Source organism: Massilia sp. 9I (assembly GCF_902506415.1).
Lineage (GTDB): Bacteria > Pseudomonadota > Gammaproteobacteria > Burkholderiales > Burkholderiaceae_D > Telluria.
The window spans coordinates 3,901,490-3,918,247 of the sequence record NZ_LR733275.1; the positions used below are offsets into that span (position 1 = coordinate 3,901,490).

Genomic DNA, 16,758 nt, shown 5'->3' on the forward strand with positions numbered 1-16,758 from the left:
CCATGCCCAGTCCCCTCAAACCCCTGAATCGCCAGGTTGTCGTGATCACCGGCGCATCGAGCGGCATCGGCCTTGCCACCGCCCAGGAAGCGGCGAAGCTGGGGGCGAAGCTGGTGCTGGCGGCGCGCGGGGCGGACGTGCTGGAGGCCGTGGTGCAGGGACTGGTCGAGGACGGCTTCGAGGCCGTCGCCGTGGTGGCCGACGTGTCCCAGCGCGCCGACGTCGAACGCGTGGCCCAGGCTGCGCTCACGCATTTCGGCCGTATCGACACCTGGATCAACAATGCCGGCGGCACCATCTACGGGCGCCTGGACCAGGTGTCCGAGGAAGACAGCCGGCGCCTGTTCGACATCAATTTCTGGGGCATGGTGCATGGCTCGCTGGTGGCGCTGCCTATTCTCACGCGCCAGGGCGGGGCCCTGATCAACCTCGGCAGCGAGGCTTCCGAAGTGGCGATCCCGATGCAGGGCATGTACTCGGCCAGCAAGCACGCGGTAAAAGGCTTTACCGATGCGCTGCGCATCGAAGTGGAGCAGGTGGATGGGGCGCCGGTATCGATCACCCTGATCGAGCCGACCGCCGTCGACACGCCGCTGCCCCAGCATGCGCGCAACTACATGGACCGCGAACCGAAGCTGCCGTCGCCCCGGATCGACCCGCACGAGGTGGCGGCGGCCATCCTGCATGCCGCCGTGGTGCCGATGCGGACGGTGCGGGTCGGCGTCATGGCCGAGCTCGACGTGATGCTGGAGAAGTTCGCGCCCGGCCTGGCCGACCGGCTGGCGGTGTTCCAGGTGCCGCGCCAGCAGCAGGACATTCCTCCCCGCAATCCCGACGGCGCCCTGTACGCCTCACGCGCCAATGGACGTATTTACGGACCGGGTATAAGCTGAGGAAATAGCGTAAATACCTGTTTATATTGACAGTTTCGCTGTGCAAGGATTGCTTGACTGGTCTGACCACCCCGTCTATATTCTATGGTTCTTCAGCTAGTTTCTAGGCAGAAACATGGAATGTCCACTCGACAGCAAGCCGCGGTGGGAACGCCGGAAGGATGCCCGTCCGCAGGAGCTCCTTGCTGCCGCCATTGAACTGTTCGTCGAGCGTGGCTTCGCTGCCACCCGGCTGGAAGACGTCGCGCGCCGTGCCGGCGTGTCCAAGGGCACCCTCTATCTGTATTACACGAACAAGGAAGAACTGTTCAAAGCGGTCGTGCGCGAAAGCATTTTGCCTTTCCTCGGCAAGGCCGAATTGTCCGTTGCCGAATTTCATGGCCACAGCGCCGACCTGCTGCGCGACGTCGTCATGAACTGGTCGCGCCAGATTGGCCAGAGCAAGGCATCCGGCCTGGGTAAGCTGATGCTTGCTGAAGCCGTGAACTTCCCTGACCTGGCGAAGTTCTACCGGGAAGAAGTCATGAGCCGCACCGTGCGCATGATTTCCAGCATCCTCGAGCGCGGCGTCAAGCGCGCTGAATTCCGCCCCTTCGACATCGAGCAGATGACCCAGGTGCTGATCGCCCCGATGATGATGCTCAACGTGTGGAAGCACTCAGCCGTCGCTCCCTGCGACTGCAGCGAACTGCAACCCCAGGTCTTCCTCGAGAATCTGCTCGAACTGACCCTGAACGGCCTGCTGCCGCGTTCGGCCTGAGCTGTCTTTTGCGCCAACGCGCCGTTTTTTCGGCGTTCAACCCCTCTAAACTGCAGACTGTCGCAATTTCCCCTGTCTCAGGCAGCCCATCGCTAAGATGTGCGTCCTGAGGCCGTTCAACGATAAAATATCGGATTATTTATTTTTCCACCGAGAACTCAGATGAATATCGAACAAGCCCGCTTCAACATGATCGAACAGCAGATCCGTCCGTGGAACGTGCTCGACCAGGACGTGCTGGACCTGCTGCACGTGGTCAAGCGCGAAGGCTTCGTGCCGGCCGCGTACCAGAACCTGGCCTTTGCGGACGTCGAGATCCCGCTGCCGAATGGTGAAGCGATGTTCAACCCGAAAGTCGAAGCACGCATCGTGCAGGAACTGGCGGTCAAGAAGCATGAGAACGTCCTCGAAATCGGTACCGGTTCGGGCTACATGGCGGCACTGCTGGCGCACAAGGCGCGCCACGTGACCACCGTGGAACTCCTGCCGGAGACCAAGGCACAGGCCGAGCAGAACCTGGCCAAGGCCGGCGTCACCAACGTGACGGTCGAGCAGGGCAATGGCGCTGCCGGCTGGGACAAGGGTGCGCCTTACGACGTAATCCTGGTCTCGGGCGCACTGCCGATGCTGCCGGAAGGCCTGCTGCAGTCGGTGAAAGTAGGCGGCCGCCTGGGCGTGATCCTGGGCGATGCGCCGGCGATGAGCTTCAACATCGTCACCCGTACCTCGGAAACGGGCTATGACACGGTCAAGGTGTTCGAGACCAATGTCAAGCCGCTGACGGGCGCGCAAGCACCATCGCGCTTCCAGTTCTGAGGCCGCGATGCAGCATATGACCGCACCGGAGCTGGCGGCCCGGCTGGCCGACCAGTCGGCCGAGCAGCCGCTCCTGCTGGACGTGCGCGAGAACTGGGAATTCGAGACCTGCCATATCGCAGGCTCGACCCAGATCCCGATGCACCTGGTGCCGATCCGCGCCGGGGAACTGCCGGATGACCGGGAAATCGTGTGCATCTGCCACCACGGAGCGCGCAGCATGCAGGTGGCGAGCTTCCTGGAACGTAACGGGTTTGAGAACGTAACGAATTTGACGGGCGGAATACACGCCTGGGCCGTGCAGGTCGATCCTTCGATGCCGAAGTACTGACCTGATTCCAAAACTTTGATGACTCCTGTGGAGAATGTGATGCAGAAACCCCTTCTTGCCGTGCTGGTTGCCAGCGCTCTCTTTTCGCTCAATGCCAGCGCGGCCGACTTGATCCAGGTGTACCAGCAGGCACTGGCCAACGACGCGACCTATGCGAGCGCGCGTGCGTCGGCAGCGGCGGGCCGGGAACGGATCACGCAGGGGCGTGCAGGACTTCTCCCAACCGTCGGTATCACCGGCAGCAGCGTCAAGAACGACCGTGACGGTTCGCCCTGGAACGAGGGCGAGCTGGTCACCAACGCCAGCGGCGTGCAGACCCGCGTGCTCGGTTCGGGCGCCAACGAACGCACCACCGAGTACACGATCGGCCTGACCCAGCCGCTGTTCCGCTGGGACCGCTGGGAAACCTATCAGCAGAGCAAGCTGCAGCAGTCCATCTCGGAAGCCCAGTTCGCCCAGGCCCAGCAAGACCTGATCACCCGCGTGGCGCAGGCTTACTTCGACGTGCTGGCGGCCCAGGACAAGCTGGAATCGACCCGCGCCCAGAAGACCGCCGTGACCGAGCAGCTGGCGTCGGCCAAGCGCAACTTCGAAGTGGGTACCCAGACCATCACCGACACCCACGAAGCGCAGGCGGCCTACGACCTGGTGATCGCGCAGGAATTCGCCGCCGTGAATGACCTGGACAACAAGCGCAACGCGCTGCAGGCCATCATCGGCACCGCGCCGGCTGGCCTGGCGCCGCTGAAACCCGGCATCACCCTGACCGCGCCGTCGCCGGCTAATCCCGACCCATGGGTATCGGCAGCCGAGAGCCAGAACTATGGCGTGACCGTGCAGCAGCTGGCGGTCGAAGTCGCCAAGCGCGAGATCTCCAAGACCCGCGCCGGCCACTACCCGACCCTGGACCTGGTCGCCAGCACCTCGCGTTCGGACACCAGCGGCCGCGTGAACAACGTCTCCGGCGTGAACAAGAATACCGGCATCGGCGTCCAGTTCAGCGTGCCGATCTTCAACGGCTTCGGCGTCACCAGCCGCGTGCGCGAAACCATCGCGCTGGAAGACAAGGCGCGCAACGACCTGGAAGCAACCCGCCGCCAGGCCGCGCTGCAGGCGCGCCAGGCCTACCTTGGCGTGAACAGCGGCATGGCCCAGGTCAAGGCGCTGGAAGCGGCCGAAGTGTCGAGCCAGTCGGCGCTGGAATCGAACAAGCTGGGTTACCAGGTGGGCGTGCGCATCAACATCGACGTGCTGAACGCGCAGCGCCAGTTGTACTCGACCCGCACCGACCTGTCGCGTGCGCGTTACGACACCATCCTGAACGGCCTGCGCCTGAAGGCTGCCGCAGGCTCGCTGCGCGAGTCGGACCTGGCGGCGGTGAATAACCTGCTCGAAAAGTAATCGCCGCGCAGGCCTGGCCTGCCAGCGACAATGTTAAAAAGCCCGGACTTTGCGGTCCGGGCTTTTTGCATTTTGGGCTGCGCTAACTCATTGATTCTACGCTATAAAAGTTGGCGCACGACAAGTGTCGTGCAGGGGAGTTTTTTTGCAAAGCTGATAAACTGACAATGTTAATGCCACTTATGCTGCAGTGCGGAAGAGCCCGCCTGCTACCGGTGGCAAGGTCAGAATTCTCATCCCTAAGGAAAAAACGAACATGCAAAAGAACATCGCGATTGTCGGCGCCGGTTTTTCCGGGGCCGTCATTGCTCGCCAGCTGGCAGAAGCTGGCTACCAGGTCGAGATCTTCGAATCGCGCCCGCACATCGCGGGTAACTGCCATTCCGAGCGCGATGCCGAAACCGGCGTGATGGTGCACATCTACGGTCCGCACATCTTCCACACCGACATCGAGCGCGTCTGGGAGTACGTGAACCGCTACAGCCGCTTCATGCCCTATGTGAACCGCGTCAAGGCGATCACCAACAACAGCGTCTACACGCTGCCGATCAACCTGCTCACCATCAACCAGTTCTTCGGCAAGACCTTCCGTCCGGCCGAAGCCCAGGAATTCCTGGCATCGCTCGGCGACAAGTCGATCGAGAACCCGGTCACCTTCGAGGACCAGGCGCTGCGCTTCGTCGGCAAGGAACTGTACGAAGCCTTCTTCAAGACCTATACCGTCAAGCAGTGGGGCATGCAGCCGACCGAACTGCCGGCCAGCATCCTCAAGCGCCTGCCGGTGCGTTTCAACTACGACGACAACTACTTCGCGCACAAGTACCAGGGCATGCCGGAAAACGGCTACACCGACCTGGTCGAGAAGATCATGGACGTGCCGGGCATCACCCTGCACCTGAACACCAAGTTCGACCCGGCCAACAAGGGCGACTACGCCCACGTGTTCTACAGCGGCCCGATCGACGCCTGGTTCAAGCATTCCGAAGGCCGCCTGCCGTACCGCACGCTCGACTTCGAAGTGTTCCGCGACACCGGCGACTACCAGGGCAATGCCGTCATCAACTACTGCGACGACAGCCAGCCATATACCCGCATCACCGAGCACAAGCACTTCTCGCCGTGGGAAAAGCACGAGAAGACCTTGATGTACAAGGAATACAGCCGCCAGTGCGAAGAGAAGGACATCCCGTACTACCCGATCCGCCAGGCGCGCGACAAGCAGCAGCTGGAACGCTACGTGACCGTGGCGCGCGAGGAGCCGAACGTGACTTTCGTCGGCCGCCTCGGCACCTACCGCTACCTGGACATGGACGTGACCATCAACGAAGCACTGGACACCGCCGACAAGTTCCTGGAATGCGCCAAGGGCAACGAGCGCATGCCGGCTTTCGTGATCGATCCGCTGGCGTAAGCGACAAGGTGGGCGGGTTCTCCGCCCACCGTCCGATCAGTGGCGCTTGCGCCACTCGATCATTTCCGCGATCGTCAGGATCGGGAAGCCATGCAGTGCGGCGAACTGCTCGATCTGATCGCCGCGCATCATCGTCCCGTCGGGATTCATCAACTCGCACAGCACGGCCGCCGGCTGCAGCCCGGCCATGATGGCCAGGTCGACCGAACCTTCGGTATGGCCGGCGCGCGCCAGCACGCCGCCCGGCGTCGCGCGCAGCGGGAACATGTGGCCCGGACTCACCAGGTCGTCCGGCTTGGCATCCGCTGCGGTCGCGGCGCGGACGGTGGTGACGCGGTCGGCTGCCGAGACGCCGGTGCTGATGCCATGGCGCGCTTCGATCGACACGGTGAAGGGCGTGCCGTAGCGGCTGGCGTTCTCCGCGGCCATCGGCGGCAGCTCCAGTGTGCGCACCTTGTCGGCGGACAGGCAGAGGCACACGATGCCGCTGCATTCGCGGATCATCAAGGCCATGGTTTCGACGCTCAGCTTCTCGGCGGCGACGATCAGGTCGGCTTCGTTCTCGCGGTCGAAGTCGTCGAGCAGGATGACGGGAATTCCCAGACGCGTGGCTTCCAGGGCGGCATCGATGCGGCCTTCCAGGTCGGTGCTGGTGAGGGAGTGGGTGGTGGTGACTAACATATGAAACGCTCCTCGCAGTAGTTGGCGAAAAACGCATCAGGGCAAAGCGAAAACGCGCGCTCGCCCGGCCACGGACGTGGATAGGCAAGCGCGTGATAGCGCACATCTTCTTTCATCCGGACTATACCGTCGGCCCTGGCATCTCACCAGATCTGCTGACCCTGCTTGCACAGGCGCTCGCGGGCTCGGCCCATTTCAGGCCATACCGCCGGTGGGGAATTTCACCCCGCCCCGAAGACGTATTTGGTTGTTTGCCTGGCGATCCAGGCCAGGCGATTGTAGCAGCGCCCGGCAGAGCTTGCCGGGGAGGGAGCTTTAGCTGCTCAGGCCGGCGCCGGCGGCATTGTCCTTGCGTTCGATGAGTTCGACCTTGTAGCCGTCCGGATCGGTGATGAAGGCGATCACGGTGGTGCCGCCCTTGACCGGGCCCGGTTCGCGGGTGATGTTGCCGCCGAGCTTGCGCACCTGCTCGCAGGTAGCGTAGATGTCTTCGGTCGAGAGGGCGATGTGGCCGTAGGCGGTGCCCATGTCGTAGCTGTCGACGCCATAGTTGTAGGTCAGCTCGAGTTCGGCGTGCTCGGGATTGCTGCCGTAGCCGAGGAAGGCGAGCTTGTACTTGTATTCGGGATTGTCGCTGGTGCGCAGCAGTTTCATGCCGAGCACATTGGTGTAGAAATCGATGGAGCGCTGCAGGTCGCCGACCCGGAGCATGGTGTGCAGGAAGCGCATTGTGGATGTCCTTCTGGGGAAACGGAAAGCGGCCATTTTATGCGGTGGCCGCGATTCGTGCCGGACGCCGCCCATTCGCGGAGGCGTCCATACGCGTTCAGTTTTCCAGGCGCGAAGTCAGCGTGATGTCCGCGTTGAGCAGTTTCGACACCGGGCAGTTTTCCTTGGCCGTGGTGGCTGCCTTGTCGAAGGCTTCCTGGCTGGCGCCGGGGATCTTGGCCACCAGGTCGAGGTGCACCGCGGTGATCGAGAAGCCGCCTTCCACCTTTTCCATCGAGACGGTGGCGGTGGTGCGCAGCTCCTGGGCGGTCAGGCCGGCCTGGCCGAGCTGGCCTGACAGGGCCATCGTGAAGCAGCCCGCGTGGGCCGCGCCGATCAGTTCTTCCGGGTTGGTGCCCGGGCCGTCCTCGAAGCGGGTGTTGAAGCCGTACTGGGAATCCTTCAGCACGCCGCTCCCGGTCGACACGGCGCCCTTGCCGTCCTTCAGGCCGCCGCTCCAGACGGCGCTGCCGTTACGTTTGATTGTCATTGCTTTCCTCTTTACAGGTTGTTCTTGTCGGATGCGTCATTGGTCGTATCGTGGCGGCGCATCGAGCGGTGGGCGTCCGGCTGCGGTTTGGCCTGGCCGGTGGCACCCTGCGCTGGATCGACTGCTTTTTCCAGGCCGTCAGGATTGGTGCCATAGCAGTCGGTGTTCTGCAGGCCCTGCGCCATGTCTTCGGCCGCCTGCTTGATCACGCCGCGCGGCGCCTGGTCCTGCCCGTCCGGGCTCTCGTCGCGCTCGTGCGGCTGGCGCTTGACGCCGTCGTTTTCGATCGGTGCTTTCGTGTTCACGAAGCGGTCTTTGGTTTCGGTCACCATGATGGCCTCCTTCTGTTCCAGTTGACTGAATCGTAACCGTGGGGCGCTTTGACAGTCGCGCAATTGAAGATGTGTAAATGCGTGATGCTTTTTTGCAATTGAACCGCTAACATGACGGCTGGACGACTCAGCCGGATCTACCGTGACCACCGACGCCATCGAACATCGCCAGCACACCAGCAGCTGCAAGAACTGCGACGCCACCACCAGCGGCAACTACTGCCACCAATGCGGCCAGGCGACCCACCTGCATGTGCCGAGCGCGCGCGAGTTCCTGCACGAGTTCCTCTCGCACTACGTCGCCATCGAAGGAAAACTGTGGCGTTCGCTCAAGCTGCTGGTCACGAAGCCCGGGTTGCTGACCCGCGAGTACATCGAAGGCCGGCGCGTGCGCTATGTCGAGCCGCTGCGCCTGTATCTCAGCTTTAGCATCATCTTCTTTGCCTTGATCAAGTTGAGCGGGGTGGAAATCGCCGACTTCGGCGCCGGCGACAGTCCGCAGGCACGGCCGCCAGTGAGCGCGCCGGGCGCAACGTCGCCGCTGTATGACGACGACGAGATGGCCTCCTTCAAGGAATTCAAGACCGGCGCCATTGCCCAGGCCAGGGGCGTCGATCCCAGGCTTGGCCATGGTGTCGAGACCTTCTTCGATCGGCCTCCCGAGGAGCGGCGCCAGGCGGTGAAGCGCGCCTTCTTCAGCTACACGCCGTATGCGATCTTCTTCATGATGCCGGTCTTCGCGATGTACCTGAAGCTGCTGTATCTGGGTTCGGGACGCCGTTACGGTGAACATTTCCTGTTTGCCCTGCACAGCAATGCCTTCGCATTCCTGATGCTGAGCCTGTTTATGTTGACACCCCCAAGCTGGGACTTCGTGCGCTTCGTCTTTCTCACCTGGCTGACCTTCTACCTGCCGACCGCCATGCGGCGTGTCTACGGAGGGAGCCGGAAGATCACCGCCCTGCGCTGGATCGCCCTGATGACACTGCATCTCCTGAGCATGACCCTGGCGGTCAGCGCGGTGTTCGGTGTGGCGCTGATGACCTGATCTTGCCGGAAGCCTGCGCCGCCCGTTATACTGTTTATTCGTACAGTGATATCCGGGCGTGCGCAGGGGCTGAAGTGGCAGCCGCAGGGATAATCGGTTAATCTCGCAAGTCCTTACCCAACCGCTCCAGACCATGTCAGTGTCGCCTGAACAGCAACAAATCATCGCGCTCGTGGTGCGGCAAAACACCCCCGGCATCGAGGAGCCAGCCAGGCAGCTCACGGAATTCCTGGCCGGGGCGGGCTACCGCGTGGTGTTCGAAGCCGATACCGCGGCCTACCTGAATATCGCCGGCGTCGACGCCATGAGCGTGGCCGAGATCGGCGAGCAGGCCAGCTATGCGGTGGTGATGGGCGGCGACGGCACCATGCTCGGCATCGCGCGCCAGCTGGCCAAGTACGAGATTCCGCTCATCGGCATCAACTCGGGTCGCCTGGGCTTCATCACCGACATTCCGCTCGACCGCATGGTCCCGGCCCTGCACGAGATCCTGCAGGGCCAGGCGCGCAAGGAAGAACGCACCCTGCTGCAGGCGCGCGTGGTACGCGAGAACGAAGAGATCTTCTGCAGCGTCGCCTTCAACGACGTGGTGGTGGCGCGCGGCACCGGCGCCGGCATGGTCGAGCTCAAGCTCACCGTGGACGGCGAATTCATGTACAACCAGCGCGCGGACGGCCTGATCGTCTCCACGCCGACCGGCTCGACCGCCTACGCGCTGTCGGCCGGCGGACCGCTGCTGCATCCGCGCGTGCAGGGCGTCGTGCTGGTGCCGATCGCGCCGCACGCGCTGTCGAACCGGCCGATCGTGGTGCCCGAATCGAGCGAGATCGTGGTGGAACTCGTGGCGGGGCGCGACATCAGCGTCAACTTCGACATGCAGACCTTCACCAGCCTGCAGCTGGGCGACCGCATCGTCATCTCGCGCTCGCCGCACACGATCACTTTCCTGCATCCGCGCGGCTGGAGCTATTACCATACGCTGCGCGAAAAGCTGCACTGGAACGAGTACCCGACCAACGAAGGCAAGCTGACGTAACGCCGCACCATCAGGCAAGAACAAGGTAATAACAGGAGACCCGATTTTTCATGCTGCGCACACTTACCATCCGTGATTTCGTCATTGTCGACGCCATCGAACTCGAGTTTTCGCATGGCTTCACGGTGTTCACCGGCGAGACCGGCGCCGGCAAGTCGATCCTGATCGATGCGCTGCAACTGGCGCTGGGCGGCCGCGGCGACGCCAGCATGGTGCGCGAAGGCGCGGCCAAGGCCGACATCACCGCCGAATTCGCGCTGACCTCGCCCGCCTCCTCGTGGCTGCTGGAAAACGAATTCCCGAATGACGAAGGCGTGGCCCTGATGCGCCGCGTGATCGACAACGCCGGCCGTTCCAAGGCCTGGATCAACGGCATCACCGCCACCGCCGCGCAGCTGCGCGAGCTGGGCGACATGCTGGTCGACATCCACGGCCAGCATGCGCACCAGTCGCTGCTCAAGCTCGACGCCCAGCGCGCCCTGCTCGACAACCAGAGCGCGGTGCGCGACTCCAGCGCCCAGGAAGACGTGCACGCCACCGCCGCGGCCTGGAAGTCCTGGCGCGCCCTGGTGCGCCAGCGCGAGGAATTCGAAAACGATGCGCGCAACGTGCTGCTCGAGCGTGAACGCCTGGAATGGCAGGTGAGCGAGCTCGACAAGCTGGCACCGAAGGCGGGCGAGTGGGCCGAGATCAGCAACGAGCACAGCCGCCTGTCGCACGCGGCCAGCCTGCTGGAAGGCGCGCAGGAAGCGCTGCAGGCCATTTCCGAAGCCGACCATCCGATCCTGTCGCAGCTGTCCTCGCTGAACGCGAAGCTGGGCAAGCTGGTCGATGTCGACGCGCAGCTGCAGGAAGTGCTCGACTGCATGGAGCCGGCCCGCATTCAGCTGCAGGAAGCGGTGTACGCGCTGAACAACTACATCGACAAGGTCGAACTCGATCCGGGCCGCCTGCGCGAGGTGGACGCGCGCATGGAAGCGCTGCACAGCGCGGCGCGCAAGTACCACACCACGCCGGAAGAGCTGCACGAAGAACACGCCGCGCTCAAGACCCGGCTGCAGCAGCTGGCTGACGCCAGCGACATCGACGGCCTGCGCAAGCAGGAAGAGAAGGCCAAGGACGCCTACATGGAAGTGGCGCAGCGCGTCTCGCACCGGCGCGAAGCGGCCGCAGCGATGCTGGGCTCGGCCGTGACGGGCGCGATGCAGGACCTGAGCATGAGCGGGGGCCGCTTCGAGGTGGCGCTGACCGCCGGCGAACCGGGCTCGCACGGGCTGGAGCAGGTCGAATTCCTGGTGGCAGGTCACACCGGCGTGGCAGCGCGGCCGCTGGCCAAGGTCGCCTCGGGCGGCGAACTGGCGCGCATCTCGCTGGCGATCGCCGTGATCACCGCCAGCGCCACCATCACGCCGACCCTGATCTTCGACGAGGTCGACACCGGTATCGGCGGCGGCGTGGCCGAAGTGGTGGGGCGCCTGCTCAAGCGCCTCGGCCAGGCGCGCCAGGTGCTGTGCGTGACCCACCTGCCGCAGGTGGCGAGCCAGGCCAACCAGCACTTCCAGGTGGCCAAGGGCACCACCAATGAAGGTCGCACCGTGTCGCGCATCGATGTGCTCGACACCCGGGCGCGGGTGGAGGAAGTGGCGCGCATGCTGGGTGGGATCGAGATTACGGAGACCACGCGCAAGCATGCAAGGGAGTTGCTGGCGTCGTGATGGCGTAAGCGCTCGGCCTGCTGCCTTCGTACGTCGCCCCGGCGGAGGCCGGGGCCCAAGTTTGTTTGCGTGTCGCCTTGCATGCGGTCGGACTCAGGCGGCTGCGCGGGCTTGCACGCAAAATTGGATCCCGGCCTTCGCCGGGATGACGGTTTTTAGGCTGGTGGATGAAATAATCGCTCTTCGACGCTGGCCGCGCCATGCACCCCCAACCGTCATCCTCCTTTCATCATTCTGTGGCAAAGTGATAAACGCTTCCGCACCCGCGGACCCGTCCACCACTCACAGAAGGGAGTTCGAATGAGCATCGACAAAGTGCTGTACCGTGCCCAGGCCACCTCGCAGGGCGGCCGTGAAGGCACCTCGAAAAGTTCCGACAACGTGCTTGACCTGAAGCTGAGCACCCCCAAAGAGCTTGGCGGCGGTGGCGGTCCCGGCACCAATCCCGAGCAGCTGTTCGCGGCCGGCTACTCGGCCTGCTTCCTGGGCGCCCTCAAGTTCGTGGCCGGCCAGTCGAAGGTGCAACTGCCGCAGGACCTGACCGTAACCGGCGACGTCGGCATCGGCCAGATCCCGACCGGCTTCGGCATCGAGGTCGACCTCACCATCAAGGCGCCCGGCATGGACCCGGCCCAGCTCAAGGAGCTGGTCGACAAGGCCCACATCGTTTGCCCCTATTCGAACGCTACCCGCAACAACATCGACGTGCGCCTGCATACCGAAACCTGACCCGCTGTTGTTTGCCGTAGACACGTAAAGCACGGGGGCGCCACTTATAATGGCGATCCCCCGGTCAACTCTCTTCACACATGCCCTTCAGAAAAGAACCGCCTTTCAGCCACGGCACCGTGCCTTCCAGCGCCATCGTGCTGGTCAACCTCGGCACGCCGGACGAACCCACCCGCAAGGCCGTCCGCCGCTACCTGAAGCAGTTCCTTTCCGATCCGCGCGTGGTCGAAATCCCGGCCCGGATCTGGTGGTTCATTCTGAACCTGTTCATCCTGCCTTTCCGCTCAGGGAAGTCGGCGGCCAAGTACCGCATGATCTGGACCAAAGACGGCTCGCCCCTGAAGGTGAACACCCGCAAGCAGGCCGCGCTGCTGGAAAAGACGCTCGCCGAGCGCGGCCACGAAGGCGTGAAGGTGGTGATGGCGATGCGCTACGGCTCGCCCTCGCTGCCCGAGGTGCTGGACGCGCTGCAGGAGCAGCACTGCCAGCGCATCGTGGTGCTGCCGGCGTATCCACAGTATTCCGGTACCACCACCGCCTCGGTCTGGGACGCCGTCTACGCGCACTATGCGCGCGTGCGCAATATCCCCGAACTGCGCCTGGTGCGCCATTACCACGACCACGAAGGCTATATCGAGGCGCTGCGCGAGCAGGTCGAGTCCTACTGGGAAGCGCACGGCCGCGGCCAGAAGCTGGTGATGAGCTTCCACGGCACGCCCAAGCGCACCCTGATGCTGGGCGACCCGTATTTCTGCGAATGCCAGAAAACGGCGCGCCTGCTGGCCGTCGCCCTGGGGATGGGCGCCGACGAGTACATCGTCACCTTCCAGTCGCGCTTCGGCAAGGCCGAGTGGCTCCAGCCTTACACCGCGCCGACCGTGCAGGAACTGGCGCGCCAGGGCCTGGAGCGCATCGACGTGATCTGTCCCGGCTTCACCAGCGACTGCCTGGAAACCCTTGAAGAGATCAATATGGAAGTGCGGCAGGACTTCGAAGCCGCCGGCGGCAAGGAATACCACTATATTCCCTGCCTGAACACGGCGCCGGCCTGGATCACCGGCATGGCCGAGATCGCCGAACAGCACCTGATCGGCTGGCCGACCATCCTGACCCCGGCCCAGCGTGCGGCGCAGAAGCGCGACGTGCAGGTGGGGGCGCAGCACGCCACCCAGCTGGGCGCGCAGAACGTCGCCTAGCTCGGCGCCTGAAGCGGCGCCTTGCCAAGCTGTTAAAATAGGCGGTTGCCCGTCAATGCCAGGGCGCCGCGCCGATCCCGACGTAGCTCAGCCAAGCCAGCACCGCGAGGGTGTATAGCACGATGGCGCCACTGATCAGTTGAAGTCTCATGATTCCCGTCCTGACGATTGCGGCCCCTGCCACAAGCTTGACAGGAAGATTAAGACTTTTCGCTAGGAAATGATTCAGGGAAACCGTAAATCTTGTAACAAATGATTTCTACTTTTTCATGGGGCGACCTGGAAATGCCCCTTGAAAATGTAGGACATCGCCCCATGTAGGGGCCTGTGAGTACGGCAGGATACGTTACCAATTCAGCCAAGTCCTTGATTCTAGGAGTTTTTTCGATGCAAGACCAAGAAAACCAAGAGCTGTCCCAGCAGGCGAACGGCGCCGATGCTGCTACCGCTGCCGCCGCCAACGAGGCTGCCCAGGCCAGCGCCGGCCAGGCCGGCGTGCCGCCGGCGGCCGAAGCGTCGTCGGTCCAGTCGGACCTCGAAGCCCAGCTGAGCGCAACCGAAGCCAAGCTGGCCGAGATGCACGATGCCTTCATGCGCGCGAAAGCCGACGCGGAAAACATCCGCCGCCGCGCCCAGGAAGACGTGACCAAGGCCCATAAATTCGCCATCGAAAGCTTCGCCGAGGCCATGGTGCCGGTGCGCGACAGCCTCGAAATGGCGCTCAAGGTCGAAACCCAGACCGTCGAAGCGATGCGCGAAGGCGTCGAAATGACGCTCAAGCAGCTCAGCGCCGCGTTCGAAAAGAACCGCCTGCTGGAAGTCATGCCGGCGGCGGGCGAGAAGCTGGACCCGAACAAGCACCAGGCCGTCGCCGTGGTGCCGTCCGAGCAGGAGGCCAATACCGTGGTCACCGTGCTGCAAAAGGGCTACACGATCGCCGACCGCCTGCTGCGCCCGGCCATCGTGACGGCTGCAGCGCCGAAGTAAGCAGGAGCTGGACGCTGCGCCTTGTTGAGGTATGCCCTTGAAAGCACGCAGTAATTCCCAATATTGAATCCATCCGAAACTACAGCATTTAAAAGGAAAACAAAATGGGCAAGATCATCGGTATCGACCTGGGTACGACCAACTCCTGCGTCGCGATCATGGAAAATGGCCAGCCTAAGGTCATCGAAAACGCGGAAGGCGCGCGCACCACGCCGTCGATCATCGCTTACCAGGAAGACGGCGAGATCCTCGTCGGCGCCCCGGCCAAGCGCCAGGCCGTCACCAACCCGAAGAACACCCTGTTCGCGGTCAAGCGCCTGATCGGCCGCAAGTTCCAGGAAAAAGAAGTCCAGAAAGACATCTCGCTGATGCCGTACCAGATCCTCGGCGCCGACAACGGCGACGCCTGGGTCGGCGTGCGCGACAAGAAGCTGGCGCCGCCGCAGATCTCGGCTGAAGTCCTGCGCAAGATGAAGAAGACCGCCGAAGACTACCTCGGCGAAGAAGTGACCGAAGCCGTCATCACCGTGCCGGCCTACTTCAACGACTCGCAGCGCCAGGCGACCAAGGACGCCGGCCGCATCGCGGGCCTGGACGTCAAGCGCATCATCAACGAGCCGACCGCGGCCGCGCTGGCATTCGGCCTGGACAAGACCGACAAGGGTGACCGCAAGATCGCCGTGTATGACCTCGGCGGCGGCACCTTCGACGTGTCGATCATCGAGATCGCCGACGTCGATGGCGAGAAGCAGTTCGAAGTGCTGTCGACCAACGGCGACACCTTCCTGGGCGGCGAAGACTTCGACCAGCGCATCATCGACTACATCATCGACGAATTCAAGAAGATCAACGGCCTCGACCTGTCGAAGGACGCGATCGCCCTGCAGCGCATCAAGGCATCGGCCGAGCGCGCCAAGATCGAACTGTCGTCCTCGCAGCAGACCGAGATCAACGAGCCGTACATCGCCATGGCGAACGGCGCGCCGGTCCACCTGAACCTGAAGATGACCCGCGCCAAGCTGGAATCGCTGGTCGAGGAACTCATTTCGAAGACCATCGAACCGTGCCGCACCGCGATCAAGGATGCGGGCGTGAAGGTCTCGGACATCGACGACATCATCCTGGTCGGCGGTATGACCCGTATGCCGAAGGTGCAGGAAAAGGTCAAGGAGTTCTTCGGCAAGGATCCGCGCAAGGACGTCAACCCGGACGAAGCCGTTGCTGTCGGCGCCGCGATCCAGGGCTCGGTCCTGTCGGGCGAGCGCAAGGACCTGCTGCTGCTGGACGTGACCCCGCTGTCGCTGGGTATCGAAACCCTGGGCGGCGTGATGACCAAGATGATCCACAAGAACACCACGATCCCGACCAAGTTCTCGCAGGTGTTCTCGACCGCCGACGACAACCAGCCGGCCGTGACCATCAAGGTCTACCAGGGCGAGCGTGAAATCGCAGCGGGCAATAAAGGCCTGGGTGAGTTCAACCTGGAAGGCATCCCGCCGGCAGCGCGCGGCACGCCGCAGATCGAAGTGACCTTCGACATCGACGCCAACGGCATCCTGCACGTGGGCGCCAAGGACAAGGCCACCGGCAAGGAAAACAAGATCACCATCAAAGCCAACTCGGGCCTGTCGGAAGAAGAAATCCAGAAGATGGTGAAGGACGCCGAGCTGAACGCGGAAGAGGACAAGAAGGTCAAGGAACTGGCCGAAGCCCGCAACCAGGGCGACGCGCTGGTGCACGCGACCAAGAAGTCCCTGACCGAATACGGCGACAAGCTGGAAGCCGGCGAGAAATCGGCCATCGAGGCGGCAATCGCCGACCTGGAAGGCGCGATCAAGAGCGGCGACAAGGCCGACATCGACGCCAAGACCGCTGCGCTGTCGAGCGCCTCGCAGAAGCTGGGCGAGAAGATGTACGCCGACATGCAGGCGCAGCAGGCAGGCGCTGCCGGTGCAGCCGGTGGCCAGCAGGCCGGCGGCCAGGGTGGCGAGCAGCCGCAGCAGGACGACGTGGTCGACGCCGACTTCAAAGAAGTGAAAGACGCGAAGTAATCCCCTGCGGGGGCGGCCCTAGGGCCGTCCCTGCGGGAACCACCGAGCCGCTGCGACCACCAGGTTACCCGGCTCGGTTTTTTTGCAACCACCGTTTTACCTGATCAATAAGC

The 16,758-nt window shown here is 63.4% G+C and carries 17 protein-coding genes and 1 riboswitch; of the genes, 13 read left to right on the forward strand and 4 right to left on the reverse strand.

Annotation, left to right across the window (positions count from 1 at the left end):
- Nucleotides 1–2: 2 nt before the first annotated feature.
- The 6 genes from GV068_RS17470 (at nt 3) to glf (ending at nt 5,612) form a co-directional block, all read left to right on the forward strand.
- On the forward strand, nt 3–893 hold the full coding sequence (locus GV068_RS17470) for an SDR family oxidoreductase (protein ID WP_159700574.1): 891 nt from the start codon (nt 3–5) through the stop codon (nt 891–893).
- Between the two features lie 115 nt (nt 894–1,008).
- Nucleotides 1,009–1,653, forward strand: a complete 645-nt coding sequence (locus tag GV068_RS17475; protein WP_159700577.1) for a TetR/AcrR family transcriptional regulator — start codon at nt 1,009–1,011, stop codon at nt 1,651–1,653.
- A 162-nt stretch (nt 1,654–1,815) separates the two neighbouring features.
- Nucleotides 1,816–2,469 carry a protein-L-isoaspartate O-methyltransferase gene (locus tag GV068_RS17480; protein WP_159700580.1) on the forward strand — a complete coding sequence of 218 codons (654 nt, stop codon included), beginning with the start codon at nt 1,816–1,818 and terminating at the stop codon, nt 2,467–2,469.
- 7 nt (nt 2,470–2,476) lie between these two features.
- Nucleotides 2,477–2,800 (forward strand): rhodanese-like domain-containing protein, encoded by a 324-nt coding sequence (locus GV068_RS17485; RefSeq protein WP_159700583.1) that lies wholly within the window; start codon nt 2,477–2,479, stop codon nt 2,798–2,800.
- 39 nt (nt 2,801–2,839) lie between these two features.
- Nucleotides 2,840–4,201: a TolC family outer membrane protein gene (locus GV068_RS17490; RefSeq protein ID WP_159700586.1), complete on the forward strand. Its 1,362-nt coding sequence runs from the start codon at nt 2,840–2,842 to the stop codon at nt 4,199–4,201.
- A gap of 256 nt (nt 4,202–4,457) precedes the next feature.
- Complete coding sequence (gene glf, locus GV068_RS17495; RefSeq protein ID WP_159700589.1) at nt 4,458–5,612, forward strand: UDP-galactopyranose mutase; 1,155 nt, start codon at nt 4,458–4,460, stop codon at nt 5,610–5,612.
- A 36-nt stretch (nt 5,613–5,648) separates the two neighbouring features.
- On the opposite strand, the gene ribB is transcribed toward glf, so the two are convergent.
- The 4 genes from ribB to GV068_RS17515 form a co-directional block, all read right to left on the reverse strand.
- Entirely contained in the window at nt 5,649–6,293 is a 645-nt protein-coding gene (gene ribB / locus GV068_RS17500; protein WP_159700592.1) for a 3,4-dihydroxy-2-butanone-4-phosphate synthase, read from the reverse strand.
- Between the two features lie 100 nt (nt 6,294–6,393).
- Nucleotides 6,394–6,536, reverse strand: a riboswitch (FMN riboswitch).
- Nucleotides 6,537–6,608: 72 nt separating this feature from the next.
- Nucleotides 6,609–7,022: a lactoylglutathione lyase gene (gloA, locus tag GV068_RS17505; protein WP_159700595.1), complete on the reverse strand. Its 414-nt coding sequence runs from the start codon at nt 7,020–7,022 to the stop codon at nt 6,609–6,611.
- Nucleotides 7,023–7,119: 97 nt separating this feature from the next.
- Nucleotides 7,120–7,551, reverse strand: coding sequence for an OsmC family protein (locus GV068_RS17510; RefSeq protein ID WP_159700598.1), 432 nt, complete (start codon nt 7,549–7,551; stop codon nt 7,120–7,122).
- Nucleotides 7,552–7,562: 11 nt separating this feature from the next.
- Nucleotides 7,563–7,883: a hypothetical protein gene (locus GV068_RS17515; RefSeq protein ID WP_159700601.1), complete on the reverse strand. Its 321-nt coding sequence runs from the start codon at nt 7,881–7,883 to the stop codon at nt 7,563–7,565.
- 142 nt (nt 7,884–8,025) lie between these two features.
- On the opposite strand from GV068_RS17515, the gene GV068_RS17520 reads away from it, so the two are divergent.
- The 7 genes from GV068_RS17520 (at nt 8,026) to dnaK (ending at nt 16,645) form a co-directional block, all read left to right on the forward strand.
- On the forward strand, nt 8,026–8,931 hold the full coding sequence (locus GV068_RS17520) for a DUF3667 domain-containing protein (RefSeq protein WP_229464287.1): 906 nt from the start codon (nt 8,026–8,028) through the stop codon (nt 8,929–8,931).
- Between the two features lie 133 nt (nt 8,932–9,064).
- Nucleotides 9,065–9,967, forward strand: a complete 903-nt coding sequence (locus GV068_RS17525) for an NAD kinase (protein ID WP_159700604.1) — start codon at nt 9,065–9,067, stop codon at nt 9,965–9,967.
- A gap of 50 nt (nt 9,968–10,017) precedes the next feature.
- A complete protein-coding gene (gene recN, locus GV068_RS17530; protein WP_159700607.1) occupies nt 10,018–11,682 on the forward strand; it encodes a DNA repair protein RecN in 1,665 nt (554 codons plus the stop codon).
- Nucleotides 11,683–11,982: 300 nt separating this feature from the next.
- Nucleotides 11,983–12,411 (forward strand): organic hydroperoxide resistance protein, encoded by a 429-nt coding sequence (locus tag GV068_RS17535; RefSeq protein WP_159700610.1) that lies wholly within the window; start codon nt 11,983–11,985, stop codon nt 12,409–12,411.
- Nucleotides 12,412–12,491: 80 nt separating this feature from the next.
- The gene (hemH, locus tag GV068_RS17540) at nt 12,492–13,607 is read left to right on the forward strand and encodes a ferrochelatase (protein WP_159700613.1); all 1,116 of its coding nucleotides are present in this window, start codon (nt 12,492–12,494) and stop codon (nt 13,605–13,607) included.
- 387 nt (nt 13,608–13,994) lie between these two features.
- The gene (grpE, locus tag GV068_RS17545; RefSeq protein ID WP_159700616.1) at nt 13,995–14,594 is read left to right on the forward strand and encodes a nucleotide exchange factor GrpE; all 600 of its coding nucleotides are present in this window, start codon (nt 13,995–13,997) and stop codon (nt 14,592–14,594) included.
- A gap of 104 nt (nt 14,595–14,698) precedes the next feature.
- Nucleotides 14,699–16,645 (forward strand): molecular chaperone DnaK, encoded by a 1,947-nt coding sequence (gene dnaK / locus GV068_RS17550; protein ID WP_159700619.1) that lies wholly within the window; start codon nt 14,699–14,701, stop codon nt 16,643–16,645.
- Nucleotides 16,646–16,758 lie beyond the last annotated feature (113 nt).

Excerpts from the sequence above, each read along its gene's own strand:
- GV068_RS17480 (WP_159700580.1), top strand. The coding sequence starts at position 1,816 with ATGAATATCGAACAAGCCCGCTTCAACATGATCGAACAGCAGATCCGT.
- GV068_RS17470 (WP_159700574.1), top strand. The coding sequence starts at position 3 with ATGCCCAGTCCCCTCAAACCCCTGAATCGCCAGGTTGTCGTGATCACC.
- ribB (WP_159700592.1), bottom strand. The coding sequence starts at position 6,293 with ATGTTAGTCACCACCACCCACTCCCTCACCAGCACCGACCTGGAAGGC.
- GV068_RS17515 (WP_159700601.1), bottom strand. The coding sequence starts at position 7,883 with ATGGTGACCGAAACCAAAGACCGCTTCGTGAACACGAAAGCACCGATC.
- GV068_RS17510 (WP_159700598.1), bottom strand. The coding sequence starts at position 7,551 with ATGACAATCAAACGTAACGGCAGCGCCGTCTGGAGCGGCGGCCTGAAG.
- recN (WP_159700607.1), top strand. The coding sequence starts at position 10,018 with ATGCTGCGCACACTTACCATCCGTGATTTCGTCATTGTCGACGCCATC.
- gloA (WP_159700595.1), bottom strand. The coding sequence starts at position 7,022 with ATGCGCTTCCTGCACACCATGCTCCGGGTCGGCGACCTGCAGCGCTCC.
- GV068_RS17490 (WP_159700586.1), top strand. The coding sequence starts at position 2,840 with ATGCAGAAACCCCTTCTTGCCGTGCTGGTTGCCAGCGCTCTCTTTTCG.
- GV068_RS17475 (WP_159700577.1), top strand. The coding sequence starts at position 1,009 with ATGGAATGTCCACTCGACAGCAAGCCGCGGTGGGAACGCCGGAAGGAT.
- GV068_RS17525 (WP_159700604.1), top strand. The coding sequence starts at position 9,065 with ATGTCAGTGTCGCCTGAACAGCAACAAATCATCGCGCTCGTGGTGCGG.
- hemH (WP_159700613.1), top strand. The coding sequence starts at position 12,492 with ATGCCCTTCAGAAAAGAACCGCCTTTCAGCCACGGCACCGTGCCTTCC.
- glf (WP_159700589.1), top strand. The coding sequence starts at position 4,458 with ATGCAAAAGAACATCGCGATTGTCGGCGCCGGTTTTTCCGGGGCCGTC.
- GV068_RS17535 (WP_159700610.1), top strand. The coding sequence starts at position 11,983 with ATGAGCATCGACAAAGTGCTGTACCGTGCCCAGGCCACCTCGCAGGGC.
- GV068_RS17485 (WP_159700583.1), top strand. The coding sequence starts at position 2,477 with ATGCAGCATATGACCGCACCGGAGCTGGCGGCCCGGCTGGCCGACCAG.
- dnaK (WP_159700619.1), top strand. The coding sequence starts at position 14,699 with ATGGGCAAGATCATCGGTATCGACCTGGGTACGACCAACTCCTGCGTC.
- grpE (WP_159700616.1), top strand. The coding sequence starts at position 13,995 with ATGCAAGACCAAGAAAACCAAGAGCTGTCCCAGCAGGCGAACGGCGCC.